General features: G+C 62.7%; 27 protein-coding genes. 14 read left to right on the plus strand and 13 right to left on the minus strand.

All coding sequences use genetic code 11. From position 1 onward, the window contains the following. Positions 1-53 precede the first annotated feature (53 nt). Positions 54-878, minus strand: coding sequence for a nucleotidyltransferase (locus tag TSA66_RS03650; protein ID WP_040039022.1), 825 nt, complete (start codon positions 876-878; stop codon positions 54-56). A gap of 149 nt (positions 879-1,027) precedes the next feature. Here TSA66_RS03650 and TSA66_RS03655 point away from each other — a divergent pair, with 149 nt between their 5' ends. Continuing rightward, on the plus strand, positions 1,028-1,780 hold the full coding sequence (locus TSA66_RS03655; RefSeq protein ID WP_232429402.1) for a metallophosphoesterase family protein: 753 nt from the start codon (positions 1,028-1,030) through the stop codon (positions 1,778-1,780). A 19-nt stretch (positions 1,781-1,799) separates the two neighbouring features. Here the strand turns inward: TSA66_RS03655 and TSA66_RS03660 are convergent, their stop codons facing one another. The 4 genes from TSA66_RS03660 to TSA66_RS03675 form a co-directional block, all read right to left on the minus strand. Then, positions 1,800-2,876, minus strand: a complete 1,077-nt coding sequence (locus TSA66_RS03660; protein ID WP_040039023.1) for a GGDEF domain-containing protein — start codon at positions 2,874-2,876, stop codon at positions 1,800-1,802. A 210-nt stretch (positions 2,877-3,086) separates the two neighbouring features. After that, positions 3,087-3,431 (minus strand): hypothetical protein, encoded by a 345-nt coding sequence (locus tag TSA66_RS03665; protein WP_040039024.1) that lies wholly within the window; start codon positions 3,429-3,431, stop codon positions 3,087-3,089. A gap of 122 nt (positions 3,432-3,553) precedes the next feature. Next, complete coding sequence (locus tag TSA66_RS03670; RefSeq protein WP_052452087.1) at positions 3,554-4,324, minus strand: GGDEF domain-containing protein; 771 nt, start codon at positions 4,322-4,324, stop codon at positions 3,554-3,556. A 155-nt stretch (positions 4,325-4,479) separates the two neighbouring features. Next, the gene (locus TSA66_RS03675; RefSeq protein WP_052452088.1) at positions 4,480-4,926 is read right to left on the minus strand and encodes a glycine zipper 2TM domain-containing protein; all 447 of its coding nucleotides are present in this window, start codon (positions 4,924-4,926) and stop codon (positions 4,480-4,482) included. Positions 4,927-5,087: 161 nt separating this feature from the next. On the opposite strand from TSA66_RS03675, the gene TSA66_RS03680 reads away from it, so the two are divergent. From TSA66_RS03680 to TSA66_RS03690, 3 genes are all read left to right on the plus strand, one after another. After that, positions 5,088-5,732, plus strand: coding sequence for an MBL fold metallo-hydrolase (locus TSA66_RS03680; RefSeq protein ID WP_040039025.1), 645 nt, complete (start codon positions 5,088-5,090; stop codon positions 5,730-5,732). A 180-nt stretch (positions 5,733-5,912) separates the two neighbouring features. Further along, positions 5,913-7,328, plus strand: a complete 1,416-nt coding sequence (locus tag TSA66_RS03685; protein WP_040039026.1) for a homospermidine synthase — start codon at positions 5,913-5,915, stop codon at positions 7,326-7,328. A gap of 2 nt (positions 7,329-7,330) precedes the next feature. Continuing rightward, on the plus strand, positions 7,331-8,629 hold the full coding sequence (locus TSA66_RS03690) for an NAD(P)/FAD-dependent oxidoreductase (protein WP_040039027.1): 1,299 nt from the start codon (positions 7,331-7,333) through the stop codon (positions 8,627-8,629). 17 nt (positions 8,630-8,646) lie between these two features. Here the strand turns inward: TSA66_RS03690 and TSA66_RS03695 are convergent, their stop codons facing one another. Next, complete coding sequence (locus TSA66_RS03695; protein WP_040039028.1) at positions 8,647-8,853, minus strand: hypothetical protein; 207 nt, start codon at positions 8,851-8,853, stop codon at positions 8,647-8,649. 231 nt (positions 8,854-9,084) lie between these two features. On the opposite strand from TSA66_RS03695, the gene TSA66_RS03700 reads away from it, so the two are divergent. Continuing rightward, the gene (locus tag TSA66_RS03700; RefSeq protein WP_040039029.1) at positions 9,085-9,411 is read left to right on the plus strand and encodes a hypothetical protein; all 327 of its coding nucleotides are present in this window, start codon (positions 9,085-9,087) and stop codon (positions 9,409-9,411) included. 19 nt (positions 9,412-9,430) lie between these two features. Here TSA66_RS03700 and TSA66_RS03705 read toward each other — a convergent pair whose 3' ends face one another. The 4 genes from TSA66_RS03705 to TSA66_RS03720 all read right to left on the minus strand — a co-directional run bounded on the left by TSA66_RS03705 (position 9,431) and on the right by TSA66_RS03720 (position 11,609). Next, a complete protein-coding gene (locus TSA66_RS03705; RefSeq protein ID WP_040039030.1) occupies positions 9,431-10,237 on the minus strand; it encodes an acyl-CoA thioesterase in 807 nt (268 codons plus the stop codon). Positions 10,238-10,362: 125 nt separating this feature from the next. Next, a complete protein-coding gene (locus TSA66_RS03710; protein WP_040039031.1) occupies positions 10,363-10,818 on the minus strand; it encodes a cache domain-containing protein in 456 nt (151 codons plus the stop codon). Between the two features lie 194 nt (positions 10,819-11,012). After that, complete coding sequence (locus TSA66_RS03715; protein ID WP_157691592.1) at positions 11,013-11,201, minus strand: hypothetical protein; 189 nt, start codon at positions 11,199-11,201, stop codon at positions 11,013-11,015. 216 nt (positions 11,202-11,417) lie between these two features. Beyond that, positions 11,418-11,609, minus strand: a complete 192-nt coding sequence (locus TSA66_RS03720) for a LiaI-LiaF-like domain-containing protein (RefSeq protein ID WP_040039033.1) — start codon at positions 11,607-11,609, stop codon at positions 11,418-11,420. A gap of 347 nt (positions 11,610-11,956) precedes the next feature. On the opposite strand from TSA66_RS03720, the gene TSA66_RS03725 reads away from it, so the two are divergent. Both TSA66_RS03725 and TSA66_RS03730 read left to right on the plus strand, forming a co-directional pair. Beyond that, positions 11,957-12,727 (plus strand): ParA family protein, encoded by a 771-nt coding sequence (locus tag TSA66_RS03725; protein WP_040039034.1) that lies wholly within the window; start codon positions 11,957-11,959, stop codon positions 12,725-12,727. Between the two features lie 139 nt (positions 12,728-12,866). Next, positions 12,867-13,577: a hypothetical protein gene (locus TSA66_RS03730; protein WP_157691593.1), complete on the plus strand. Its 711-nt coding sequence runs from the start codon at positions 12,867-12,869 to the stop codon at positions 13,575-13,577. Between the two features lie 39 nt (positions 13,578-13,616). Here the strand turns inward: TSA66_RS03730 and TSA66_RS03735 are convergent, their stop codons facing one another. Together TSA66_RS03735 and TSA66_RS03740 are read right to left on the minus strand one after the other, a co-directional pair. Then, complete coding sequence (locus tag TSA66_RS03735; RefSeq protein ID WP_040039036.1) at positions 13,617-16,295, minus strand: bifunctional acetate--CoA ligase family protein/GNAT family N-acetyltransferase; 2,679 nt, start codon at positions 16,293-16,295, stop codon at positions 13,617-13,619. Positions 16,296-16,426: 131 nt separating this feature from the next. Further along, the gene (locus TSA66_RS03740) at positions 16,427-17,353 is read right to left on the minus strand and encodes a histone deacetylase family protein (RefSeq protein ID WP_040042164.1); all 927 of its coding nucleotides are present in this window, start codon (positions 17,351-17,353) and stop codon (positions 16,427-16,429) included. A gap of 685 nt (positions 17,354-18,038) precedes the next feature. Here TSA66_RS03740 and TSA66_RS25345 point away from each other — a divergent pair. The 7 genes from TSA66_RS25345 (at position 18,039) to TSA66_RS03775 (ending at position 24,587) form a co-directional block, all read left to right on the plus strand. Then, positions 18,039-19,244, plus strand: coding sequence for a GGDEF domain-containing protein (locus tag TSA66_RS25345; RefSeq protein ID WP_157691594.1), 1,206 nt, complete (start codon positions 18,039-18,041; stop codon positions 19,242-19,244). An 11-nt stretch (positions 19,245-19,255) separates the two neighbouring features. Beyond that, complete coding sequence (locus tag TSA66_RS03750) at positions 19,256-19,660, plus strand: gamma-glutamylcyclotransferase family protein (RefSeq protein WP_040039037.1); 405 nt, start codon at positions 19,256-19,258, stop codon at positions 19,658-19,660. 68 nt (positions 19,661-19,728) lie between these two features. Beyond that, positions 19,729-21,456 carry an arginine--tRNA ligase gene (argS, locus tag TSA66_RS03755; RefSeq protein ID WP_040039038.1) on the plus strand — a complete coding sequence of 576 codons (1,728 nt, stop codon included), beginning with the start codon at positions 19,729-19,731 and terminating at the stop codon, positions 21,454-21,456. Positions 21,457-21,462: 6 nt separating this feature from the next. After that, complete coding sequence (locus TSA66_RS03760) at positions 21,463-22,179, plus strand: SPOR domain-containing protein (protein WP_040039039.1); 717 nt, start codon at positions 21,463-21,465, stop codon at positions 22,177-22,179. Positions 22,180-22,196: 17 nt separating this feature from the next. Then, complete coding sequence (locus tag TSA66_RS03765; RefSeq protein WP_040039040.1) at positions 22,197-22,910, plus strand: thiol:disulfide interchange protein DsbA/DsbL; 714 nt, start codon at positions 22,197-22,199, stop codon at positions 22,908-22,910. A gap of 109 nt (positions 22,911-23,019) precedes the next feature. Then, positions 23,020-23,799, plus strand: coding sequence for an SDR family oxidoreductase (locus TSA66_RS03770; RefSeq protein ID WP_040039041.1), 780 nt, complete (start codon positions 23,020-23,022; stop codon positions 23,797-23,799). Further along, a complete protein-coding gene (locus TSA66_RS03775; protein WP_040039042.1) occupies positions 23,796-24,587 on the plus strand; it encodes a helical backbone metal receptor in 792 nt (263 codons plus the stop codon). Before TSA66_RS03770 ends, TSA66_RS03775 begins: the two co-directional genes overlap by 4 nt. Before the next feature lie 3 nt (positions 24,588-24,590). Here the strand turns inward: TSA66_RS03775 and TSA66_RS03780 are convergent, their stop codons facing one another. After that, complete coding sequence (locus TSA66_RS03780; protein WP_040039043.1) at positions 24,591-24,998, minus strand: hypothetical protein; 408 nt, start codon at positions 24,996-24,998, stop codon at positions 24,591-24,593. Positions 24,999-25,266 lie beyond the last annotated feature (268 nt).

Below are 25,266 nucleotides of genomic sequence, written 5' to 3' on the forward strand. Positions count from 1 at the left end.
ATAACGCCCGTCCCGCCATGCGCGCTGCGCTTGATGCCGGATAAGAGGTGTTTTCAGTGCGGCTTGGGCTGGGGGATCGCCTCGGTCCAGATCGCGATGTCGCGTTCCGACATGTTCCCAAGCGGGGTGGCCCGCCCATCCTGCAAGCCGTCCTGCCCGACATCGTTGAGGTACTGCTCGCGCGACAGCAGCGTGCCCAGGCAGATGTCGTGCTGCGGCGGCGCGCTGTGGGTTTCGCGGCGCAGGCGCTCGATCAGCTCGTCCATGATCGCCGCCGGCACCAGCGCGCGCTGCGCCGGATAGACGAAACCGAACAGGGCCAGGTGGACGAGCAGGATGCGCCAGTGCGGCTCGAAGCGGCGGAACAGGCGCTGCCAGTCGAGCTGGGCGCCGCGCGCGCGCAGCAGGTGCAGGATGTCGGCGCCATCGAACCGTTCGCGCTCCATGATGAAGGCCTTGGACCAGATCATTTCCTCGGCCGGGCAGATGCGCATCGGCAGGCCCAACACCTCTTCGTCGCTGGCATGCTCGAACCACGCGTCGTCGACTTCCGCGACGGCGTTGCCCGAGCTGAAGATCAGGTCGATATAGACGCCGTTGGCATGCACCTTCGCCAGCCAGTGGGGAAACGGCAGCTCGGTTTCATAGCCGACCTGGCGCAGCGCTTCGCTGACCGCCGGCAGGTCGCGGCGGCGAATGAAGATGTCGAGATCCCTGGTGTGGCGGTTGACCCCGGTATAGCGGTGCAGCGCGTAGGCGCCGCCAACCAGAAACGGGATCGTCGAGGCATTCAGCGTTTCCAGGACATGGCGGTAAAACGCTGCCGTATCGGCGACGGGTTCGTCACCGGGCCGTGATGGCGAAATGGCGCTTTCCATATCGAACCCCCAAGGACATGACAGAAGGAATCAGCAAAACTTATGCCACACAGTCACGGTCATTAGAGGATGGGTTGGACAGGCTGGTGCGCCTGTCAGCCATTCGTGGGCGGTTCCTGGCAAAACATTTTCCCGACGAGGAGCATATCGTGATCTCACAAGAATCGATTCGTTTTGCAGCCGTGGGCGATCTGCATTGCAGAAAAGAATCGGCAGGCAGCCTGCGCAATTTGTTTACCCAAGCGGCCGAAGCGGCCGATGCATTATTGCTGTGCGGCGATTTGACCGATTATGGCTTGCCCGAAGAAACGCATGTGCTGGTGGAAGAAATGGCAGCGGCCAGGATTCCGATCGTTGCCGTGCTGGGCAATCATGATTTCGAATCCGGCAGGCAGGAAGAGGTGCAGCGCATCCTGATCGACGCCGGGGTGCGCGTGCTCGACGGCGAGGCGTGCGAGATCCACGGCGTGGGCATCGTCGGCGTCAAGGGATTCGCCGGCGGATACGGGCGCGGCACGCTTGGCCCATGGGGGGAAGGCGCAATCAAGCAGTTCGTCAACGAAGCGCTGCACGAAGCGCTGAAGCTGGAATCGGCGCTGGCCAAGCTGCGCACCAGCCAGCGCATCGCGATGTTGCACTATTCGCCGATCGAAGCGACGGTCAAGGGCGAGCCGGTGGAAATCTATGCCTTCCTCGGCACCAGCCGGCTGGAGGAACCCCTGATCCGCTATCCGGTGAACGCCGTCTTCCACGGCCATGCGCACCGTGGCACGCCGGAGGGAAAAACAGTCAATAACATTCCCGTCTATAACGTTGCCAAGCCGCTGCTGCAGCGCAGCTTCCCCGATCGGCCGCCATTCCGGATTATAGAAATTCCAAAAACCGAGGCCGGCACCGTGTAAGTTTGACTCGTGAAGTTTGTTAGACGCAATTCTCGGTCGCAGCCAGCACCCGCGAACTGCGGAAGCAGTTTTTTCCGGCGCGCTTGGCCTGGTACATCAGGCGGTCGGTTTCTTCCATGATGGCCGAGGAATTGGTAAAGCGCTCGTCCGGCAACAGGCAGATGCCGATGCTCGCACCGAGCCGCAGGCCGGCATCGGCCGGGATGCGGATGGCGGCGATGGCTTCGATCAATTCCTGCGCCAGTTGCTCCACTGCCTCGTGCGAGGCGGTATCGACCAGCGCGATGCCGAATTCGTCGCCGCCGATGCGCGCCACGCGGTCGCCGTTGGACAGGTAGCGCATTAGGCGCATACCGATTTCCTTCAGCGCCGCATCGCCCGCGCTGTGCCCGCAGGTATCGTTGATCGCCTTGAAGCCATCCAGGTCGAGCAGCATCACCGCGCCGCGGATGGACTTGGTCTCGATATCGGCCAGCAGGTTTTCCAGCGCTACAAAGAAGCCCGAGCGGTTGAGCAACCCAGTCAGGGAATCGGTCTTGGAGGCGAATTCGAACTGGGCTGCGCGCAGCTTGAACTTGCGCTTGGCTTGGGCGATCTGTTTCGACAGCACCTGCGTATACCAAGGCAGGATCAGCACCGACAGCACGAGCCCTTCCGCTATCAGTGGCAGCTTGTGCCAGAACGGTGAAAACCACATCGCGGCGCTCAGGAAGACGGCACCGGACAGGGCGGAAAGCCTGGAAAACGACGGCCCGTTGCGCATCCCGTTGCCGATGGCCATGAGCACCGGCCCCCATATTGCCGGCGCCAGCGCCGGCCCACCCAGATAGAGCGCATAGGCAAAGAGCGCCTGGTCGAGCAGGATCGAAATGATGCGGCGTATCTTGAACGTAAACAGGGAAGCGCCGACGACACCGAGCCATGCCAGCCCGAATGCGTTAAAGGTTGCCGCAGCAAGCATCGCGCTGCGCAAATCGTCGATCTGGCCCAAAGCATAGGTTAGCGCTATGAATCCCGAAAGAACTATCCCGCAGAATACGCGAAAGCAGGCATGTCCCATCTCGTTGCCGAGATTCAGGCGCGGTATGCGCGTCATGGACTTCCTCAACAAAACCTTCATGAATACCTGCCTTATGCAGAGAAGCGCCTTGTCAACCGGACTGAATCCCGGCAATTCCTGGCGATACGACCTTGCGTGGAGATAGAGGCAACCAGGAGTAGTTTCTTTAGAGAAATTTATTGTAACCGCTTCAACCTTGAAATGGAACAAGCGTTCGATTCGGGACGGGAGGCCTGGCGTCGGCGGCTACTGCTCGGCCGCTTCTTCGTCGGGCGCTGCCGGTGCTTGCACGGCCGGTTCGTCTGGCGTGTCCTTGGCAAACAGGGCGCGATGCAGGCGCCCCCCCAAGTCGCAGCTGACCATGGCCACCACAAAAGTCGGAAACCACACGCCCGCCGCCAGGAAGGCGAACCAGGCATAAGCCTGGGGCGTGCCGGTGGCGAGCAGGTCGACCTCGGTTTGTCCGAGGCGCACGCCCCACACGGCAAGCACGGCAATGAGCACCGCCTTCCACCGACTGGTCTTTAGCAGGCCCAGCACAAAAGACGCGGCGAACGCGTATGCCAACAATGCCGGAAAACCATAACCCATATCGCTGCCCAAGCTCAGAGACCATCGAGGCTGCTATTTTAAACAGCAGGCGGGAAGGAAAGAAACTTGTACACAGGCGGCGCGCCGTACCTGTGGCAAAAACGTTGATTTGGCGCGATGCCTTACACGGCGCAGACGACGCGGTTTTTGCCGGCACGCTTGGCCCGATACAGGGCTGCGTCGGCGCGCGCGACAACTGTAGCCTGATCTTCGTCCGCCCGGCACAGCGCTACGCCGGCGCTGAAGGCGACCGGCACGCCTGTACCGCCATGCATGAATTGCTGAAGGCGCAATGCGCTTTGCACGCGCGTCATTGTCAGCATCGCATCGGCGAGCGGGGTGTCGGGCAGCACGATCATGAATTCCTCGCCGCCGAAGCGCCCGACCACATCGGTCTTGCGCAGCGCGGCTTTCGCCACGCGCACCAGGTGGATTAAGGCTGCGTCGCCGGCGCAGTGGCCGTGGGTGTCGTTGAGTTTCTTGAAATCGTCCAGATCGAGCAGCACCACGCACAGCGGCGCGCCGCTCCGCGCGGCACGCGCCAGTTCGCGTTCGAGCACGGCCGCTAGGCCGCGCCGGTTGAGGCTGCCGGTCAACTGATCCTCGCACACCAGTTCGCGCATGCGCGCCAGTTCGGCTTCGAGTTCCTGAATGCGGCTTTGCGCAGCCCGTACCTCGGCGTGCGCCAGCAGCATGTCGACGCGCGACTGCAGCACCGGTACGCCGGCACTAGGCACGTCGCGCAGGAAGTCGTCCAGTATCTGGCGCAGGCTGCCGGCCAGCGGCGTGGCGGCAGAAAGCCCCTGCAGCCAGGCGCTGAAAGAGGGCGCGGGCGGCATCGGGCTGCGCTGTACGGCAGGCAACGGGGCATGATTATTGAATACTGCACTCATCTTTTCTCCTTCAAGCGGAATCCGCCGCCATGCAGCGCGCTCTCTTGCATAGGTTATCGGGCGCTTTCAGGAAAAATTGAGGACGGCACTATTTTGTTGTGTTTCATGCAAGGGCCGCCTGACGGTCCGCGATGCCGGCCTCGTCCCGGAAGGGATCAGGCGTGTGCGGCGAGGGCGCCGTTGCGCACGCGCACGCGTTCACCAGCCACCCAGCGGCTGGCGCCGCGTTCGGTGAACGTGCGCACCGCGCCATTGCTCATGCGTACCCGCACCTGCGTGACGGTAGTCGAGTGGGCGCGCTTTTCAATCGCGTTGCCGGCGTAACCGCCGCCGACGGCGCCGGCAACGGTTGCCAGCGTGCGGCCATTGCCGCCGCCGATTTGGTTGCCGAGCAAGCCGCCGACCACCGCGCCGCCCACCATGCCCACGCCGCTGCCGTGGGCGGCCGGTTTTTGGTACGTATGGGCGGAAATCACCGTGCCGCAATTTGCGCAGTGCGCAGCCTGCGCGGCAGGCGCGGCGGCGGTGAAGACGCCGAAGAACAGGAGGGATAAGGAGGCATGGCGTGCCACGGTGGAAAATCCTTGCAGCAGTAACTTCATTTTTCTCAACTACGAACAAACGCCGGACATACGGTATGACAACAGGGTAAGGCCGTATGCGGAGTTCGTGTGATGAGGAAATGTTTCAAGGGCAAGCACTTGTAACAAGAGGGGCACCGCATGGCATACTCACGGCCTCAATCCCACTTTGCCTGCCCGCCATGAAATGCGCGATCGTTCCGGTCACTCCCTATCAGCAGAATTGCAGCATCCTGGTCTGTGAAACGACGCGCCGCGCCGCGCTGGTCGATCCGGGCGGCGAAGTGCCGCGCCTGCGGGCTGCGCTCGAGCAGCTGGACGTGACGCTGGAAAAGGTGTTTTTGACGCACGCGCATCTCGACCATTGCGCGGCCGCTGATATCGTCCGGCAAGAATTCGGTGTGCCGATCGAAGGCCCGCATCGCGACGACCAGTTCTGGCTCGACCAGCTCGGCGCGGCGACCAGGCGCTCCGGCTTTCCGCCAGCCGAGCCGTTCGAGCCGGACCGCTGGCTGAACGACGGCGACACCGTGTCGTTCGGCAGCCAGACGCTGGAAGTGATCCATTGCCCCGGCCACACGCCCGGCCACGTCGTCTTTTTCCATCGCGGCGTGCGCTTGGCGCTGGTGGGGGACGTGCTGTTCCGCGGCTCGATCGGCCGCACCGATTTCCCGCGTGGCGACTACGACACGCTGATCCATTCCATCCGCGAAAAACTGTGGCCGCTCGGCGACGATGTCAGCTTCGTGCCCGGGCATGGCCCGATGTCCACCTTTGGCGAAGAGCGCGCCAGCAACCCGTTCGTCGCCGACACCCGTTTCGGCTAGTTCGCTTCCCGCCCCGTCGTTATTGCCCGGCACGCTGGCCGAAATGCGGTGTGGTTGAGCAATCATGCAACCGCATCGCCGTTGCTATGTCCAACTTGAACGTCATGCCGCAACGGCACGGTCGCGCCATGCGCGCTGGCCGGTTCGCTGCTGCTTGCCAGAACAAGAACCCGGGACGAGATGAGACCGCACATCACACACGCGCATTTTCATGCCCGGCTGGTCATGGTGGGATTCGGCAGCATCGGTCAGGCCATCTTGCCGTTGCTGCTGCGCCATCTCGACATCGCTCCGCAACAGATCACCATTCTTTCCGCCACGGAGCAGGGCGAGCGCATCGCGCGCGAATATCATGTCGCGCTGCGCGCGCAGCCGCTGACCCGGGAAAATTATCGCGCGCTGCTCGCGCCGCTGCTGGGCGAGGGCGATTTCCTGCTCAACCTGTCGGTCGACGTATCGAGCCGCGCCCTGATCGAATACTGCCAGCGTTGCGGCGCGCTGTACCTCGATACCTGCATCGAGCCGTGGGCCGGCGGCTACGTCGACGCGTCGCAAGCCGCCGCGCAGCGTTCCAACTACGCGCTGCGCGAAGAAGCGCTGGCGCTGCGCACCCGGCAGCAAGGCCCGACCGCCATCCTGACGCTGGGCGCCAATCCCGGGCTGGCGTCGATCTTCGTCAAGCAGGCGCTGCTGAAAATCGCCGCCGATACCGGCGCGCAGATGGACAGCCCGCGCAGCCACGCCGGCTGGGCCGAACTCGCCTGGCGCCTGGGCATCAAGGCCATCCATATCGCCGAGCGCGACACGCAGGTCGCCGCGCGGCGCAAGCGGCGCGACGAGTTCGTCAATACCTGGTCGGTCGACGGCTTCATCGCCGAAGGACTGCAGCCGGCCGAGCTCGGCTGGGGCACCCACGAGCGCCACTGGCCGCACGACGGCGCGCGCCACATCGATGGCTGCGGCTCGGCGATCTATCTCAACCGGCCGGGCGCCGCCACCCGCGTGCGCAGCTGGACGCCGCGGGAAGGCCCTTACCACGGCTTCATGATCACGCACAGCGAATCGATCTCGATCGCCGACCACTTGACGCTGCGCCGCGACGGCGAGGTGGTGTATCGGCCGACCGTGCATTACGCCTACCATCCCTGTGACGATGCCGTGCTGTCGCTGCACGAGCTGGCGGGACGCAACTGGCGCGCGCAGGCGCAGCGCCGCATCATCCGCGACGATATCGTGGCGGGCGCGGACGAGCTCGGCGTTCTGCTCATGGGCAATCCAAAGGGCGTATTCTGGTATGGCTCGCACCTGACGATTGCGCAGGCGCGCGAACTGGCGCCCTTCAACAACGCGACCAGCCTGCAGGTGGCCGCCGGCGTGCTGGCGGGCGTGGTCTGGGCATTGCACAACCCGCATGCCGGCATCGTCGAGCCGGATGACCTCGATCACGAGGCCATCATGCAGATCGCGCGGCCCTATCTGGGCGAAGTGGTGGGCGTATACGGCGACTGGACGCCGCTCGATGACCGGGAATGGCTGTTCGGCGAAGACCTCGACCGCGCCGATCCCTGGCAGTTCAAGAATATTCGTGTGGCGTAGATGTGTTGCTGAAAAAAGAAGCCACGCTCAACGACAACTCGTACTACGAAGCGAGCGTGGTGCGCCCGCCCGTGGCCGCTGCACTGCAAGGGCGCGTCACGGCAGACGTCGGTGTGGTCGGCGGCGGCTACGCCGGCTTGTCGGCGGCGCTGGAGCTGGCCGCGCGCGGTTATGCCGTCGCGCTGCTGGACGCCAAGCGTATCGGCTGGGGTGCCTCCGGCAGAAACGGCGGGCAGGTGATCGTCGGCTACGCCGGCCAGAGCGCGATGGAACGGCAACTGCCGCCCGACGATGCGCGCCATGCCTGGGACATTTCGGTGGAAGCGTTGCAATTGCTGCAAGCGCGCATCGCCGCCCATGCGATCGCTTGCGATTACACGCCCGGCTATATCTACCTCGCCGTCACGCCCAGAAAAGCGCGCGCGCTCGACGCGTGGGTCCATCACCTGGAACGCGCCTACGGCTATGCGATGCGGTGGGTGGGGGCGGCCGACGTGCGCAACTGGGTCGCGAGCGAACAGTTCCACGCCGGCGCATTCGATCCGCAATCCGGCCACCTGCACCCCTTGAAATACTGCATCGGCCTGGCCGCTGCCGCGCGCGACGCCGGCGTACGCATTTTCGAGGAGTCCGCCGTCATCGACGTCCTGCGCGGCGACCAGCCGCTGTTGAAAACGGCGCAAGGCGAAGTGGCTTGCCGATTCGTGGTCCTGGCCGGTAACGTCTATCTCGACCAGTTCGGCGGTGTGATCGCGCCGGAACTCATGCGCCGCATCATCCCGGTCGGCACCTACCTCATCGCCACCGAACCGATGTTAAAGCAGCGCGCCGATAGCCTGATCCGGCATCGCGCGGCGGTCAGCGACACCAATTTCGTGCTCGACTATTTTCGCCTCTCCGCCGATCACCGCCTGCTGTTTGGCGGCGCCGACGCATTCAGCGGCGCCACGCCGCCCGACCTGGTCGAGCATGTGCGCCAGCGCATGCTGGCTGTATTTCCGCAACTGGCCGACTTGTCCGTGCCGTATGCCTGGGGCGGATTCGTCGATGTGACGATCAACCACGCGCCGGACTTCGGGCGCATCGGCAACAATATCTATTACTTGCAAGGATTTTCCGGGCACGGCTTGGCGCTGGCGGGCATGGCGGGCAAGCTGGTGGCCGAAGCGCTGGCCGGGCAAGCTGAACGCTTCGACTTGCTCACCCGCATCCGGCACGCGCCATTCCCGCGCGGCGCATGGATACGCACGCCGGCAATCGCGCTCGGCGTACTGTATTACCGGCTGCGCGACCTGCTCTAACGCCAGCGCTGCACGCCTTATCCCGGGCGGCCTTCGCCGCAGCACCAGCGGCATCCAGTCGATCGTCCGTAATGGGATTTCGCCTGGCGCACCGCGTCGCCGCAATTGCTGAAGGCTCCCAGATAAATTCTGTCATTGGCCTCGGGCAGATACTCGCACCGCGGGACATGGACTTCGTGGTCGCCGTTTGATGTTTCCTTCTTGTCGACGTAGTAATGCTGCATATGCACCTCCTGCCGAGGATGTCGGAAAACCGTGTCTGGAAATCTTAATTATGTCTGTGCGAAATTTCCTTAACCCATAATAGCTATTGCGGATTTCTCTTTGCTCCCTGGGGAGCACTGCCGGCATTTCCTTTCTGCACCGCCTCCTGTATGCCGCGCATGAAGGCAGGAACTATCGCCACGCCTCGTCGCTCAATCATGTCCTGCATGCTCAACCGCCAAGGAGGCCATATGCAACCGAGCCAGGTGAAAGAGTTTTTCTCCAGTGTGAAACGATCGATCGATCATGCGGCGCAACTGTGCCAGATCACGAGCGACGTGCCCGATAGTGTGCGCGATCGCATGAGCGAGCTGGATCGCGAATCGGGCCAGGCGGCGCAAATCCTGGAGCAAGAGAATAACGACAACCGCATCGTGCAGTGCGTCGACCGCCTGGGCAAGCTGGGAGAACGCGCATGGCAGGCGTGCGAACAGGCCGGGCACATCGACAAGCAAGTCTACGGCGCGGTGCAGCAGGCGCATCATGCGATTTCAACGCTCAAGCACCGGCTGCACTGAATCCGCCATCGATCTCGCGCTATTCCCGGAACCACACCAGCTGGTGCGTGGTCGCCAACAGCGTGCCGTCTTCCGCCCAGAGCTGACCTTCCTGATCGTAATAGCCGCCGTTGAAGGCATTGGCCCGGGCCTTGCCGAATGCGTGCCGGCCGTGTTGCTGCGCCAGCGCTGCGCTGTCGACATGGAAGTTGATGCTCAGGGTGACGGTCGAAATGGGGCGTGCGCCGCCTTTGCGCACGAACAGGCGCGGTACGAAGGAATCGCAGTAAGCGGCGATGGAGGGGAAATCGAGCCGGCGCGGCGGCACGTCGCTGATCCAGCATTGCGTCGTGCTGTCAGCCCCACCGGCGAGCGGGTCGCAGTCGGCATAGCGCATGTCGTACATCTGCAGGAACGGCACCTTGGTCGGCGGCTCGTACCGGGCAAGCGCGGTCGGCGGCGCGGCGTCGGGCAATGTCGCTTCGGTATCCGACCAGGTGTCGCGGCGCACGGCGAACACGGCGGTGCCGGTGACGACCGGCTGCTCGTCGCCGGCTTGGCGGATTTCCATTTGCCAGTGCTGGGTCGAGCGGCCCGAGCGCGCCACCGTCGCTTGCACCGTAAATTCGCCTTGCCGGATCGGCCCGGCGAAATTGACCGTCATCGAAAGCGGATCGCCCAGGCGGTGTGGATGCTGAAGCATCGCCTGCAGCAGCGTGGCCACCGTCGTGCCGCCAAATGGGGAAATCGCATTCCAGTAATGCTCGGAGGTGTGGCCGGAGTAGGTGCCGCTCTCGGCAGGGACAAGCAGGATGGCCTGGTCGAAGGGATGGTCGGAAGAGATCATGGGGCGCCAAAAAAGAACAGTCGTTCTATTTTAAGGGAAAATGCATGTGCCCATCGGACCGCAGATAAAAAAGGCGCGCAGCCGTTGCCCGCTGCGCGCCCGGGGGATTTGCGTCGCTGGCGTGCTTACTTGTAGATGCCGCAGCCGATCATGACATCGCCGACGCGTTCGATGTACGTCGTTTTTTCCTCGATGGCCTTGGTCACCGGATTTGGCCACTTGTAATCGACCCAGCCCTTGCCCTTGGTTTTGGCCAGTTCGCTCATTTCCTTGATGAACAGCTTGCCGTCGGCGTCCTTGAGCTCGATGACATTCTTGCCGATCAGTTTCGGATTGCCGCCATGTGCCATCGTGTTGCCATTTAAATCGTTTACGAATACATACAAGTCGCGCTCGACGAACTGCCCTTTGGGATTACTGAACTCGGCCAGCGCTTTTTCCTTGCCGTTGGCATTCAGGTAAGCCGCCGCTTTCTTGACCAGCGCGACTGCTTCTTCCTGTTTGGTTTTGTCGGCTGCGCCAGCGCTGCCGAGAACCAGAACACCGAGACTGAGCAGAAGGGCGTTGAATAGTTTTTGCATGATGATCTTTCTTCAAATTAATATTGAACCGTAGAAACCCCATGAAATGCAGGGGAATTCTGCGAGTCAGGGGGTATGAAATCCTTGATTTGAATCAAGCTTGCAAAAACGGCATGCGAGGGCAACGAGCTTACGGGCATCAAAAAAAAGCGCGCGTCCGTTGCCAGACGCGCGCTGCGCAGGGTGCGCTTGTTTCAGCTTTCGTCCGGTTCCTGCTCGGACGGCCTCAACTTCTGCATGTCTTCCCGGTTCAAGCGATGCGGCCGGTGCGGATCCTCCATCGGTTCATCCTCGGGCAGCAGGTGCTGGTCGCCGGATTTCTTTTGATTCATATGGCGCTCGGCGGACTGGACTCTGATCCTGTTCGGCGTGGTTTGGGTCATTGCAAACTCCTTGGCTGACATCAAAAGGATCGGTGCAGGCCCTGGGCTCGCACCGCGTCGCCGTCCCAACCGCTTGCATGCATGGCCCGCAGTGGCGCGGCGTCGAATCGATGCGCGAAACCGCATCGCTGTCACTGCATTGGCAGCTCGCTGGTTAGAGGGTTTGCACTGTAGCGAGTTCGGCATTTTCCCTGCCTCTTGAGGCCCAAGCTGGTCTCACCGGGCGTCGTGCCTGAGCCGTTTCACGAGCAAGGCGCCGCCGAGAACAAGCGGGAGCAGAGGGATCCATTGCCAGAGCGTGTGGCGATCAAGCACACCGCTTCTTTCCAGCAATAAAACAATGCCGACCACGATCAGGATGAGCGGCCCGAGCAAGCCTTTGCTGCGCCGCGTTTGTGGATTTTCCATGCCGGTTCTCCCTGTTCAACGATATGCCGCAGCATAAGCGCCTGCGTGCAGCGGCGGAAACGCAATGCGACGAAGCGTTGGATCGAGGAAGCGAAATACCGCTTTCGCGGCGCGAAGCGGTGGCACAGTGATCGAAAACATCGACATACATGTCAGCAACTCCCTCACCCGATGCCATGCCGTAATGCGGCAAATTTCTGTGCAGGCTGGCGTCCGCCAACATCCTTGTCGTTCAGAAAACGCTCTCCCGGCCTGTCAAAACGGTGCGACGATTGCCGCAAAATTCTGTTGTTGCGCCGCAGCAAATGCTAGAATCTGCGCAGTTTCAACCATCAGGGGAATGCCGCATGAAGCGCGTGATTTTCAATCAAAAGGGCGGAGTCGGGAAATCGACGATTGCGGTGAACCTGGCTGCGATCGCCGCGCAGCACGGCAAGAAGACGCTGCTCATCGACCTCGATCCGCAATGCAACTCCAGCCGCTATCTGCTGGGCGACGCGACCAAGGATGCCAGTCCGACCCTGGCCGACTACTTCGAGCAGACACTCAACTTCATCTTTTATCCGAAACCGGCTGCTGCCTTCGTGCATGCCACGGATTTCGACAATTTGGCGCTCATTCCCTCGCACCCGGCCATCGGCGAGCTGCAATCCAAGCTGGAGTCGCGCCACAAGATTTACAAGCTGCGCGACATGCTCAACGAACTGGCCAAGGAATACGACGAGATCTATCTGGACACGCCGCCGGCCTACAACATCTTCACCCAGTCGGCGCTGATTGCGGCCGACAGCTGCCTGATCCCGTTCGACTGCGACGACTTCTCGCGCCAGGCGCTCTACACGCTGATGCAGAACGTGCAGGAGATCAAGTCGGATCACAATCCGAAGCTGGAAGTCGAAGGCATCGTGGTCAACCAGTTCGTCGCGCGCGCCAGCCTGCCACAGCGGCTGGTCGACGCGCTGAAGGCAGAAGGATTGCCGGTCTTCGACAGCAAGATCTCCAGCTCGGTCAAGATCCGCGAATCGCACGAGCGCGGCTTGCCGATGATTCACCTCGACGCGCGCCACAAGCTGAGCCAGGAATATCTCGCGCTGTACGAGGAACTGCAGGCGCCGTAATCCGCGCTCCCCGCCGCGCTCTTTTTCATGCCTTCCCGGACCGAACCGGCAGATGTCTGTGCCATGTCATTCATCGATTGTTATCATTCGATTAATTTCATGGACTGCACATTGACATCAGCCTTGGGAGGGGCGTTTCATGGAGAAAAGAATGCCGGTGAGTGCTTGCCTGCTTGCCGCGACACTGGCCGCATGCGGTGGAGGCGGCGATACGCCAGCCGACACGATGGCGGCCCGTGCCGAATTTGTGGCGCGCACGACCAGGCAGGGCGATGAGCGCGTGTACGAAATTGTCGAAAAATATAACGACAACGCAACGCTGACGTATACGAGAAAAACGGTGCAGACCGCGCTGAACGCGGACAACTCTGGGGAAAGGCAGACGCTCGACGCCAACAACGTCCTGCTGCAAAGCCTGCGCTACGATGCCAATGGAATTCGTTCCGTCACCTCTTACCCATCGGGCGTGACGTGTAGTCCCAATGTGGCGCTCAACCATTTTCCCGACGTCCTCAGAACGGGCCAGACGGTCGACAACAACTACACGGACAGCTGTTCCAACGGGTATGCGTACAAGACGGAAGAGAAGGCAGCCGTCGCCGGCGCCGAGCCGGTCGAGGTGAACGGGGTCACCTATAACGCCGTCAAGGAAACGGCCACGGTCAGCATCGAAACCATCCCGCCTGCTCCCGGTGAAAGCACCAAGTACGCCGTCAACGAGGCCATCTGGATCGACCCCGTGCTGGGGCTGACTGTGAAGGAAACGATGACCTTTAGCTATCCGGTGCCGCCTGCCGGGCACTATCGAGTGTCGTCGACCAGGTCGCTGGTGAGCTACGTGAACAAATAATCCGGCAGTGCCAGGGCATGATGCCCTGGCCGCGCGTTTTTACAGTGCCCGCACGCACAACCTGAAGTCTGGATCGTCCTCGTAGCGCTTGATCTCGAAATCGAGGCTCTTCATCAGCTTGAGCATGGTGGTGTTATTGGTGAGCACCAGCCCTTCGATATGCGCCAGGCCCTTGCTGCGGGCCACATCCATGATTGACAGCATCAGGCGCGAGCCCATGCCCTGGCCGCTGAAATCGTCGGCGATCGCCAGCGAAAACTCGCAGGTGCTCAAGTCCGGATTGGTTACGTAGCGCGACACGCCGATGATGCGCTCGGTTTCGGTGAAGCCGCCGTCCTCGTTCGGCACGCGGTGGCGGTGCACGGCCACCAGCGCCATTTCGCGGTCGTAGTCGATCAGCGTGAAGCGCGCCAGCATCTTCACCGACAGTTCCCGCATCGACGACACGAAGCGGAAGTAGCGGCTTTGCGGCGACATGGCGCGCACGAAATCCTGCAGCATTTGCGCGTCGTCGGGGCGGATCGGACGCACGTTGTAATGGCCGCCGCCGCGCAGCGGCCATTCCTGCGCATAGTCCGCCGGATAGGGCAGGATTGCGAGGTGGTGGTAGTTGTCGGCGCCGCCCGCCGCATGGTCGATCACAATGCGCGCGTCCACCGCCAGGGCGCCGTTGGCGTCGACGATGACCGGGTTGATATCCATCTCGCGCAGCTGCGGCAGCGCGCACACCATTTCCGACACGCGCAAGAGGATCTGCTCGATCGCCTCGCGATCCGCCGGCGGCGCGCCGCGCCAGGCGTCAAGCGTCTCGGCGCAGCGTGCGCGGTCGATTAAGCGCTGCGCGAGGAACTGGTTGAGCGGCGGCAGTTCGATGGCGCGGTCGGCGATCAGCTCGATCATGGTGCCGCCGGCGCCGAACGAAATCACAGGGCCGAACGGCTGGTCGGTGGACACGCCGATGAACAGTTCACGTCCGTTGGTCTTGCCCGACATGTTCTGCACCGTCACGCCGTTGATGCGCGCCTCGGGGCGCAGGCGTGCGACGGTGGCCATCATGTCCTGCCAGGCGTCGCGCACCGCCGCACCGTTCTGCAGGTTCAGCACCACGCCGTGCACGTCCGACTTGTGCGAGATGTCGGGCGAATCGATCTTCAGCGCCACCGGATAGCCGAGCTGATTGGCCACCAGCATCGCCTCGTTGGCCGAGCGCGCCAGAATGGTCTTCGTCACCGGGATATGGAAGGCCGACAGCAGCGCCTTCGACTCCATTTCGGTGAGCACCTTGCGGCGTTCGGTCAGTACGCTCTCGATCAGGATGCGCGCCCCCTCCAGGTCCGGCTTGGCCAGTTGCGACAGCGGGGGCGGGGTTTGGTGCAGCAGTTGCTGGTTCTGGTGGAACGACGCGATGTTGAAGAAGGCGCCGACGGCCGCCTCCGGCGTGCGGAAGGTGGGAATCGCAGCGTTGTTCAGAATGACGCGTGCGGCGGCGACTTGATTGTCGCCCATCCAGCAGGTGATCAGCGGCTTGCCCACGTTCGGATGCACTTCGGCCAGCGCCTGCGCGACCGCGGAGGAATCGATTCCCGGCTTGGGAGACAGGATCACCAGGATGCCGTCCACATTCTTGCTGGCGGCGCAGGCGTTGATGGCCGCACGGTAGTGGCCGGCTTCGGCATCTTCGGCCAGGTCGATCAGCGCCGACAGGCTGGCCAGCGGTGACAATTGCGGCTTGAGCTCGGCGCAGCCTTCCGGCGACAGCGTCGCCAGTTCCAGTCCGAGCGCATCGGCCCAGTCCGCGGCAAGTACGCCCGGGCCGCCGCCGTTGGTGATGATCGCCAGGCGCTTGCCGACCGGCAGAAAGCGCGAAGCCAGGCATTTTGCCGCCGAAAAAAGCTGCACGAAGGAGCGCACCCGCACCGCGCCGGCGCGCTGCAGCGCCGCGTCGAACACGTCGTCGCTGCCGACGATGGTGCCGGAGTGGGTGAGTGCGGCTTTCGAGCCGGCCGGCTTGCGGCCGGCCTTGAGCACGATTACCGGCTTGGCGTTGGCGGCGGCGCGCAGCGCGCTCATGAAGCGGCGCGCATTGCGGATGCCTTCCAGGTAGACCACGATGCTTTGCGTGCCGCGGTCGTCGGCCAGGAAATCGAGCACCTGCGCGATGTCGACGGCGGTATTGGGGCCGAGCGACACGACGTGCGAGAAGCCGACCTTGTTCTTGACCGCCCAGTCGAGGATGGACGCGGTCAGCGCGCCCGACTGCGACACCAGCGCAAGCGAGCCTTCCTGTGCCATCGGCCCGAGCACGCTGGCGTTGAGGTGCTGGCGCGGACGCTGGAAGCCGGCGCTGTTGGGGCCGAGCAGGTAGATGCCGTGGCGGCGCGCGATCGTGTGCAGTTCGGTGCCCAGGGCCGAGTCCACGCCGTTGGAGATGATCAGCGCGGCCTTGCTCTGGATGCGGCCAGCCACTTCCAGCGCCGCGACCAGCTGCTCGCTGGGCAAAGCGATGATGGCAAGGTCCGAGCGCGATTGCGCCAGTTCGCTCAAGGTGCCGGTCATGCCGATGTCGAGATAGGTGACCGGGCCGGCGAAGCCGCCGTCGCGCAATTGCTCAACCACCAGGCGCGCTTGAGGGCTCTGGGTGTCCGGCGCTTCCGGATTGCCGGCGAACACGACAATCGAGCGGGGGGAGAAAAGAGGAGTCAGATAGTGCTTGTCCATGTTGGCTAATCGTCAATCGTTATATTGTTTTCGGGCGTATGTCATGCAAGTAGCAGGCCATATGTTTGCCTCCGCCAACCGGATAGCGTTCTTATCACGGGTCTGTTGCCCGCTTATAAATTCTGCCGGCGTCAGTCGGCGCCGATCAATACCTTGACGTGCGCGGCGACGCTGCGCGCCAGCGGAGACATGACATAGCCGCCTTCCAGGCAGGATACGACGCGTCCTTGCGCATGGCGCTGCGCCACCTGCATGATCTGCCGCGTCACCCATTCGTAATCGGCTTCGACAAGGCCCAGGTTGCCCATGTCGTCTTCGCGGTGGCCGTCGAACCCGGCCGAGATGAAGATCATCTGCGGGCGGAACATGTCAAGCGCGGGCAGCCAGTGCTCCGTGACTCCGGCGCGAAATGCCTCGCCGCCGGAATGCGGCGCCAGACCGACATTGATCATGTTGGGCCCGCGTGGAACGGAGCCGCGATACGGATACAGATTCTTTTCGAAGGTCGAGCACATCAGCACGCGCACGTCATCGTACAGGATATCTTCGCTGCCGTTGCCGTGATGGACGTCGAAATCGACCAGTGCCACGCGCTCCAGTCCGTGCACATCGAGCGCATGGCGGATGCCGACCGCCACGTTATTGAAGAAGCAAAAACCGCCGGCCGCGTTGCGTTCCGCGTGATGTCCCGGCGGGCGCACGTTGCAGAAGGCGACCGTCGCCTTGCGCTGCACCACCAGGTCGGTGGCCAGCACCGCCGCGCCGGCCGCGCGCAGGGCGGCCAGATAGGTGTAGCTGTTCATCCAGGTGTCGGGATCGACCTGCGCATAGCCTTCGCCCGGTGCCATATTCGCGATCTCGCGCACGTAGGACAGTGAATGGGCGCGCGCGAGCTGCTCTTCGGACGCCAGCGGCGCGTCATATGGCCGCATGTAGTCGAGCAGCCCCTTGATCAGCAAATGGTCGCTGATGGCGCCGATGCGTTCCGGGCATTCCGGGTGGTGTTCACCCATCTCGTGTCGCACGCAGTCGCTATGCGAAATATAGGCAGGCAGCATGCGGGGCTCGCTCTCCATCAGTTCGGCAGAAGTGGGAATGGCATCGCGCACTGCGCCGGCCGGCAGCGCAAGCCGCAGCATTTGCGGCTTGCCCACCCGGCAAGCACGACCGACGCCGCAAAGACGGCTACATTCTTAATGGATGGTAGAAGCGTTTATTTTATGTTTCCCTGCGGTAAATCAATTTTTACAAGAATCGCCTTGCGGGAAAACCGGGGGCGCTGCAGGCCTGGCTACGTGCTCCTTCACCAATGTGGCGCCACACTTCGAGTAAATAAAAGGCGGGAACGTGATTTTGTTTTTTTACCATTTATCAATTCTGCGATGAAGCGTGAGAAAAATTCCCGAATTTAAGAAGCTGGCCTATGCTTTTCCCCGGCTGGCGGCGCACCATGAACCCGCTCCCCAGGCCGCTGTCCGAACGGAAAAGCGGTGGGTACGGAGAGCGATGAGGCAGTGGCGAATAGCGCCGTCGATGGGGCAGCTGGCATGCCGATGCGGTTTGCGGGATGACTGGACAGCCTGGCATCGCGGCGCTAAGCTGGAGTTGCGATTTGGAAATTATTTGTAGAATGAAATTCAAAGCGAGCTGCCTTTGGCACAGCCACTCATGCCGGCAACCGGTCTTTGAACACGCCTGAAACCCACTATGTCCAGCGAGCGCCCTTCGGCAGATGAAACAGCCATGCTCCATCCGGAGCTGGAGCAAAGCTTCTGGACCCGGCGGAAGAAATTCCCGGCGGCGATGGAGCAAGCATTCCAGGCGGAGATGGATCGCCTGCGCGACTTGCGCGTGCGCCGCACCGGGCTGGTTGCGGTGGTGCTGTATGCCGCGTTCGCCGTCACCGACCGCGTGATGGTGCCCGATGTATACCAGCAAGCCCTGGCCATCCGCTTCTTGCTCGTGATCCCTCTGCTGCTGCTGGCAACCTTTGGCATCGCCCACGTCAAGAAACCGCTGTTGCGCGAAATCCTGCTGTCATCCGTCGTGGTAATCACCGGCGCCAGCCTGCCGTGGATCTTCAGCCTGAGCCACCATCCGAATGCCGCTTACTATGAAACCGGCATCACGCTGGTCATCCTGTTCGGCAATATCGTGCTGAACCTGCGCTTTCGCGACGCGGTGGTCAGTTCCGTCATCCTGATGGGCGCGTATGCCGTGTTTTTGTGCGTGCAGCACAAGCTGCCACCGGAAGTCCGGCTGAACAACGGCTTGTTCTCTTTTGCCCTGGTCGTGATCAGCCTGATCGCCAATTTCCGGACCGACCAGGACCAGCGCCGCGCCTACCTGGCGCGTTCGCGTGAACGGGCGCGCAACGCCGAACTCAGCCATGCAGTCGAATTGCTCGGCAAACTGTCGTCGGAAGACGCGCTGACGCAGGTGGCAAACCGGCGCGAGTTCGACCGCCGCCTCGACCTGGAATGGGCGCGCGCCAAGCGCGAGGGCCAGTTCCTGGCGCTGATCCTGATCGACGTCGATTGCTTCAAGGCGTACAACGACCATTACGGACACCCCGCCGGCGACGCCTGCCTGCGCGGCATCGCCGGTAGGCTGGCGTCGGTGCTCAAGCGCTCGTCCGACTTGGTGGCTCGCTTCGGTGGCGAGGAATTCGTGGCGCTGCTGCCGGCCACCGGCGCCGGGGAAGCGGCGGCCCTGGCCGAACGCATGCGGCTTGCCGTGCGCGAACTGAATCTGCCGCACGCAGCATCGACGGCAGCGCCGATCGTCACCGCCAGCTTCGGCGTGTACGCCGTGCAGCCGGTCGACGATGAACAGGCGTCGACCCTGCTGGACAAGGCCGATGCAGCCCTGTATCGCGCCAAGCAGGGCGGGCGCGACAGGGTGGTGGCGGACATGCCGCCCGAATACCAGGCCGGTGCCACCCAGTAAGGGGACGGACGATGCCTTGCCACGTCTTCACCTATGGCTCGCTGATGTTCGCGCCCGTCTGGCAGCGCGTGGTGCGCGGGCAGTATCGGGCGCAGCCGGCCCGCCTCGCCGGTTTTGCACGCTTTGCCATTGCAGGCGAAACGTACCCTGGCATGGTGGCGCAGGCCGGTGCAGCGGTGGACGGCGTGTTGTATCGGGACGTCGACGAGCGCGACCTGGCGGGGCTCGATGCGTTCGAGGGGGAGGATTACCGGCGCATTACTGTGCGCGTTGCGCCCGACGCCGCCGCCACGTTGGAAGCGCAAACCTATCTCTACCTGCTGCCGCAAAAGTTGACACCTTCGCCATGGCAGGCGGACGCGTTCCAGATGGAGCGCTTCATCGGCAGCTATTGCCGGGATAGGCTGGGCGGGTGAAGCCGGTATAATTCTCCCCATCCTCCAACTTCACATTGGGCAGCCGCTCGGTTGCCCCTTTTCATTCCATGCTCGCTTCACAAAAACAACAGATTATCGACCTGTTCCAGGCCGCACTCGCGCCCATCGTCGCCGGCACTGATTTGATACCGAACGTCGTGCTGGAGCGCCCGCGCGATCCGTCGCACGGCGACATCGCCTGCAACATCGCCATGCAGCTGGCCAAGCCGCTGAAAAAGAATCCGCGCGAACTGGCGCAGGCGATCGTCGCCTCGATCCTCGCCAACAAGGGGGCGCTGATCGACACGGCTGACATCGCCGGCCCCGGCTTCATCAATCTGCGCGTCGCCGCTGCCGCCAAGCAGGCAGTGGTGCAGGCGATCCTGTCCGAAGGCGCGCGTTTCGGCCAAGGCACGGCCGGCGCCGGCAAGAAAGTGATGGTCGAATTCGTGTCGGCCAACCCGACCGGACCCTTGCACGTCGGCCATGGCCGCCAAGGCGCATTGGGCGACGCGCTGTCGTCGTTGCTGGAAGTGCAAGGCTACGACGTCACGCGCGAGTTCTATTACAACGATGCCGGCGCCCAGATCGGCAATCTGGCGTACTCGGTGCAGGCGCGCGCGCGCGGCTTGAAGCCGGGCGACGAGCACTGGCCGGAGTCGGCCTACAACGGCGACTACATCGCCGACATCGCCGCCGACTTCCTGGCGAAGAAAACCGTATCCGCCAGTGACGGCGCGCCGGTCACCGCCAGCGGCGACCCCAACGACCTCGAATCGATCCGCATGTTCGCGGTTGCCTACCTGCGCCACGAGCAGGACCTCGATTTGCAGGCGTTTGGCGTTAAGTTCGACAACTACTACCTCGAATCCTCGCTGTATCACGACGGCAAGGTGGAAGCGGCGGTGCAGGCATTGGTCAAAGCCGGCAAGACCTACGAGCTGGACGGCGCGCTGTGGCTGAAGACCACCGAGTACGGCGACGACAAGGACCGCGTGATGAAGAAGTCCGACGGCTCCTACACCTATTTCGTGCCGGACGTCGCCTACCACATCACCAAGTGGCAGCGCGGCTTTGCCAAGGCGATCAACGTGCAGGGCAGCGACCACCACGGCACGATTGCGCGCGTGCGCGCCGGCCTGCAGGCAGTCGGCGTGGGCATCCCGCAAGGCTTCCCCGACTACGTGTTGCACAAGATGGTGACCGTGATGAAGAACGGCGAGGAAGTGAAGATTTCCAAGCGTGCCGGCTCGTATGTCACCGTGCGCGACTTGATCGAATGGTCGGCGGGGGACGCCAAGAATGAAAGCGGCGAGCGCGACATCACGCGCGGGCGCGACGCCGTGCGCTTCTTCCTCATTTCGCGCAAGGCCGACACCGAATTCACGTTCGATGTCGATCTGGCCTTGTCGCAATCCGACGAGAACCCGGTGTATTACGTGCAGTACGCCCATGCGCGCATCTGCTCGGTGCTGGCGCAATGGGGCGGAGACGAAAACACGGTGAATCATGTCGACTTGTCACCACTGACTTCGCCGCGCGAAGCCGCGCTGTTGGCCAAGCTGGCCGAATATCCGGAAATGCTGCAGAAAGCACTCGACGAACTCGGTCCGCATCAGGTAGCGTTCTATCTGCGCGACCTGGCCGGCGAGCTGCACAGCTATTACAACGCCGAACGGGTTTTGGTCGACGATGCGTCCACCAAAATGGCGCGTCTGGCGTTATTGTGTGCGACACGCCAGGTATTGCGTAACGGTTTGGCGCTGATCGGCGTATCGGCACCGTCAAGAATGTAGGAAAGTATGCAAAATCTGCAAAATCTGAAACGGCAGCAAGGCGGGACCATCCTCGGCATCATCATCGGTTTAGTTATCGGCTTGGGCATCGCCTTGGCGGTAGCCATGACGATCAACAAGACACCGATGCCGTTCGTCGACAAGGTGGGCCGGCAAAACAAAGCGGATTCGTCGCCGGCCCAAATTTCCGACCTGAACAAGCCGCTGTACGGCAACAAGGCGGCGGCCAAGGCGGCGGCCAAGGCGGCGGCCAAGGAATTCGTCAAGGAGCCGGCGGAAGTTGTCCAGGTAACTGCTACCGCCCAGCCGGCTGATGCCAAGGCCGACGGCAAGGACAACAAGGCGCCCGTGGTCGATCTGGCCACCCTGGTGGACAAGTTGAAAAAGCCGGAAGGCAAGCCTGCCGACGCCAAGGCTGACGTCAAGGCGGATGCCAAGGCCACCGATGCCACCGTCAAGGAAGCCGCCGCCAAGAGCGACGACAAGTGGAACTATTATCTGCAGGCGGGCGCGTTCCGCGATCAGTCCGAGGCGGAAGCGCTGCGCGGCAAGCTGGCGCTGATGGGCGTCGAGGCGCGCGTGTCGGAACGCCCGTCCGAGAACGGCGTGCTGTACCGGGTGCGGGTCGGTCCGTACGGGCAGATCGATGCCATGAACAAGGTACGCGGCAAGTTGACTGACAATGGTGTCGATGCGGCGGTGGTGCGCATCGCGAAGAACTAACCAATCAAAGGAACACTATGCGTTTTCTGAAACATGCACTGGCTGCACTTTCCCTCGGTCTGGTTGCCATTACCGCAAGCGCGGCGCCCGCCAATCCGCAGAACGGCGTCGATTACCGCACCCTGAACAAGCCGCAGCAGACCGAATCCGGCAAAAAAGTCGAAGTCACCGAATTCTTCTGGTATTCCTGCCCGCACTGCTTTGCCTTCGAGCCGGACCTCGAAGCTTGGGTCAAGAAGCAGGGCGACAATATCGCGTTCAAGCGCGTGCCGGTCGCCTTCCGCGATTCGATGGTGCCGGAGCAGAAGCTGTACTACGCGCTGGAAGCGATGGGCAAGGCGGAGGAAATGCAGAAGCGCATCTTCAATGCGATCCACGTGCAGCGCCTGCCGCTCAACACCGACGCGGCAATCGTCGACTACATCGCCAAGCAGGGCATCGACAAGCAGAAGTTCCTCGACGTGTACAACTCGTTCGGCATCCAGAGCAAGGTGCGCCGCGCCGCGCAGCTGCAGCAGGCCTATGAAATCGACGGCGTGCCGACGATGGCCATCGATGGCCGCTTCCTGACCTCGCCGTCGATCGTGTCGGCTTCCCTGGGCAACGTGTCCGAGCCGGCGCTGGCCGCCGGCACGCTGCAGGTGATGGATTGGCTGGTGGCGAAGGTGGCCAAGGAAAAGGCGCCGCACGCAGCCCCGGCCGCGAAAGCAGCGCCCGCCAAGAGCAAGTAACACGGCGCCAGGCATCGCAAGTCCGCCACTCGCAAGAGGGCGGACTTTTTTTTCGGCTACACTTGCCGCGCAGCCTGGCTGCACTGGAACTTCGTTTGATCGGGAAAGTATGAAACGCGTATTCATTACCGGCGCCTCCAGCGGCATCGGCGCCGCGCTGGCGCAGCGCTATGCGGCACAAGGCGCGGTGCTCGGCTTGGTCGCGCGTCGGCAGGCCTTGCTGGAACAGCTCAAGGCCAGCCTGCCGCACCCGCAGCGCCATCGCACCTATGCGCTCGATGTCACCGACCACACGGCGCTGGCGGCGGCGGCAGCCGATTTCATCGCCGCCAACGACGGCGCCGATGTGGTGATCGCCAACGCCGGCATTTCGCGCGGGACGCTCACCGAGCATGCGGAAGACCTGGCGGCGTTCGAACGCATCGTCGCCACCAACGTCACCGCCACGGTGGCGACCTTTGCGCCGTTTGTCGCGGCGATGAAAAAGCAGGCGCAGGCCGGCAGCCGCGCCTGCCGGCTGGTCGGCATCGCCAGCGTGGCCGGCATTCGCGGCCTGCCCGGCGCCGAAGCCTACAGCGCATCGAAGGCGGCGGTCATCAGTTATTGCGAATCGCTGCGGGTGGAACTGAAAGCTGCCGGCATCAAGGTGGTCACGATCGCGCCCGGCTACATCGACACGCCGATGACGCGGGAAAACGCCTATCCGATGCCGTTTCTGATGCCGGTTGAAAAATTTGCGGCGCAGGCGATTGCCGCCATCGATGCCGGCAGCAGTTACCGGGTGATTCCGTGGCAGATGGGCGTGGTGGCCAAGGCGTTGCGGCTGTTGCCCAATTGCGCGTATGACTTCGCGTTTGCGAAGGCGCCGCACAAGAAGCGCGATCTATGAAACTGGTCGACGCCCTCGGCCGCGAACATCATCCGGTCGCGCTGCAGGCCACGCCGCGCATCGTGTCGCTGGTGCCGTCGCTGACCGAGCTGCTGTGCGACCTTGGCCTGGCGCATTGCATCGTCGGCCGCACCGGCTTTTGCATCCATCCGCAGGAGGTGGTGGCGGCCATTCCGAAAGTGGGCGGCACCAAGGATGTCAACCTCGACAAGATCCGCCGGCTCGCGCCCACCCACCTGCTGGTCAACATCGATGAGAATGAAAAGCCGGTCGTCGAGGCGCTGGCGCAATTCGTTCCGCACGTGATCGTCACGCATCCGATGGCGCCGCGCGACAACCTGGCGCTGTATCGCCTGCTCGGCGCGATCTTCCGCGTCGAGCAGCAGGCGCAGCAGCTGTGCGATGCCTTCGAGCGCGAGTACGCGGCGCTGGTGGCGGCTCCCAAGGGGCGGCTGCAGACCATGTTGTATTGCATCTGGAAAGATCCGTGGATGACGGTATCGCGCGACACCTATATCGCCAGCATGATGGCGGAGATCGGCTGGCAATGCTGGCAGGCGCCGGACGCTGCCCGGTATCCCCAATTCGCCTGGTCGGATGCCTTGGTGAACGCCATCGACGGCGTGCTGCTGTCGAGCGAACCCTACCGGTTTACCGAGGCGCATGCCGATGCGCTGGAAAAGCAGATCGGCAAGCCGGTGCTGCTGCTGGATGGGGAAATGATGTCGTGGTACGGCAGCCGCGCCATCGGCGGCTTGCGCTACCTGCGCGCACTGGCAGCAGGCTGAGGCTTACTTCTGCCGGCTCATGCGCACCAGCATGCGGATGAATTCGCGTGCCAGCGCCTGATGATGCGTATCCAGGCGCTGCAGGTCGGCCAAGAGCTTGACATCGGCGGACTCGAAGCGCGCCGGGCCGGCCGCGCCTTCCGCTCCCGCTGCCTGTCCGTCTTCGCCGCCGAAACGCAGCCATTCGGCGGGCACGCCAAGCCATTGCGCAAGCGTGCGCAATTTTTCCTGGGTGGGAATGGCTTCGCCGACCAGCCATTTCCGTGCTGCATGCACAGTAATCGGGCGGCCTTCAAAACGTATATTGAATTCCCGCGCCAATTGGGTGGGGCTATCCGGGGAATAGTCGGCGTTGCGCAAGGCTTGTTGCAAACGCTCGCTAAAACCTTCTCGTTCAATAGATGGATTCATTATCCGCGCACTATTCCATGTCACGCTTTGACAGTCAGTCTCTGGATGGATGGTACTTTTTGTGACCGAATGTGTTAAGCAAAGGTAACACATATCGGCCGACCCGCATCAACATTGATCAAGTTTGTGGCGCGGCGGGTGAGTGACGAGCGGCAAGATGGAGTAAACCCGAAGTAATACTCTAGGAAAACCGCACCAGACGGAAAGGCAAACGCATGCAGCGGCGGCCGCTGCAAGGAAGAAGACAGCCCCGAAAACGGGGCTAAAG

The organism is Noviherbaspirillum autotrophicum, from assembly GCF_000818395.1.
GTDB classification, from domain to species: domain Bacteria; phylum Pseudomonadota; class Gammaproteobacteria; order Burkholderiales; family Burkholderiaceae_D; genus Noviherbaspirillum; species Noviherbaspirillum autotrophicum.

Bases quoted from the DNA above. Each gene is read 5' to 3' on its own strand.
- TSA66_RS03740 (WP_040042164.1), bottom strand. From the start codon at position 17,353: ATGCTGCCTGCCTATATTTCGCATAGCGACTGCGTGCGACACGAGATG.
- TSA66_RS25345 (WP_157691594.1), top strand. From the start codon at position 18,039: ATGCTCCATCCGGAGCTGGAGCAAAGCTTCTGGACCCGGCGGAAGAAA.
- TSA66_RS03770 (WP_040039041.1), top strand. From the start codon at position 23,020: ATGAAACGCGTATTCATTACCGGCGCCTCCAGCGGCATCGGCGCCGCG.
- TSA66_RS03735 (WP_040039036.1), bottom strand. From the start codon at position 16,295: ATGGACAAGCACTATCTGACTCCTCTTTTCTCCCCCCGCTCGATTGTC.
- TSA66_RS03705 (WP_040039030.1), bottom strand. From the start codon at position 10,237: ATGATCTCTTCCGACCATCCCTTCGACCAGGCCATCCTGCTTGTCCCT.
- TSA66_RS03685 (WP_040039026.1), top strand. From the start codon at position 5,913: ATGAGACCGCACATCACACACGCGCATTTTCATGCCCGGCTGGTCATG.
- TSA66_RS03670 (WP_052452087.1), bottom strand. From the start codon at position 4,324: ATGAGTGCAGTATTCAATAATCATGCCCCGTTGCCTGCCGTACAGCGC.
- TSA66_RS03715 (WP_157691592.1), bottom strand. From the start codon at position 11,201: ATGACCCAAACCACGCCGAACAGGATCAGAGTCCAGTCCGCCGAGCGC.
- TSA66_RS03710 (WP_040039031.1), bottom strand. From the start codon at position 10,818: ATGCAAAAACTATTCAACGCCCTTCTGCTCAGTCTCGGTGTTCTGGTT.
- TSA66_RS03660 (WP_040039023.1), bottom strand. From the start codon at position 2,876: ATGACGCGCATACCGCGCCTGAATCTCGGCAACGAGATGGGACATGCC.
- TSA66_RS03780 (WP_040039043.1), bottom strand. From the start codon at position 24,998: ATGAATCCATCTATTGAACGAGAAGGTTTTAGCGAGCGTTTGCAACAA.
- TSA66_RS03750 (WP_040039037.1), top strand. From the start codon at position 19,256: ATGCCTTGCCACGTCTTCACCTATGGCTCGCTGATGTTCGCGCCCGTC.
- TSA66_RS03725 (WP_040039034.1), top strand. From the start codon at position 11,957: ATGAAGCGCGTGATTTTCAATCAAAAGGGCGGAGTCGGGAAATCGACG.
- argS (WP_040039038.1), top strand. From the start codon at position 19,729: ATGCTCGCTTCACAAAAACAACAGATTATCGACCTGTTCCAGGCCGCA.
- TSA66_RS03680 (WP_040039025.1), top strand. From the start codon at position 5,088: ATGAAATGCGCGATCGTTCCGGTCACTCCCTATCAGCAGAATTGCAGC.
- TSA66_RS03720 (WP_040039033.1), bottom strand. From the start codon at position 11,609: ATGGAAAATCCACAAACGCGGCGCAGCAAAGGCTTGCTCGGGCCGCTC.
- TSA66_RS03730 (WP_157691593.1), top strand. From the start codon at position 12,867: ATGGAGAAAAGAATGCCGGTGAGTGCTTGCCTGCTTGCCGCGACACTG.
- TSA66_RS03775 (WP_040039042.1), top strand. From the start codon at position 23,796: ATGAAACTGGTCGACGCCCTCGGCCGCGAACATCATCCGGTCGCGCTG.
- TSA66_RS03675 (WP_052452088.1), bottom strand. From the start codon at position 4,926: ATGAAGTTACTGCTGCAAGGATTTTCCACCGTGGCACGCCATGCCTCC.
- TSA66_RS03765 (WP_040039040.1), top strand. From the start codon at position 22,197: ATGCGTTTTCTGAAACATGCACTGGCTGCACTTTCCCTCGGTCTGGTT.
- TSA66_RS03700 (WP_040039029.1), top strand. From the start codon at position 9,085: ATGCAACCGAGCCAGGTGAAAGAGTTTTTCTCCAGTGTGAAACGATCG.
- TSA66_RS03665 (WP_040039024.1), bottom strand. From the start codon at position 3,431: ATGGGTTATGGTTTTCCGGCATTGTTGGCATACGCGTTCGCCGCGTCT.
- TSA66_RS03695 (WP_040039028.1), bottom strand. From the start codon at position 8,853: ATGCAGCATTACTACGTCGACAAGAAGGAAACATCAAACGGCGACCAC.
- TSA66_RS03650 (WP_040039022.1), bottom strand. From the start codon at position 878: ATGGAAAGCGCCATTTCGCCATCACGGCCCGGTGACGAACCCGTCGCC.
- TSA66_RS03760 (WP_040039039.1), top strand. From the start codon at position 21,463: ATGCAAAATCTGCAAAATCTGAAACGGCAGCAAGGCGGGACCATCCTC.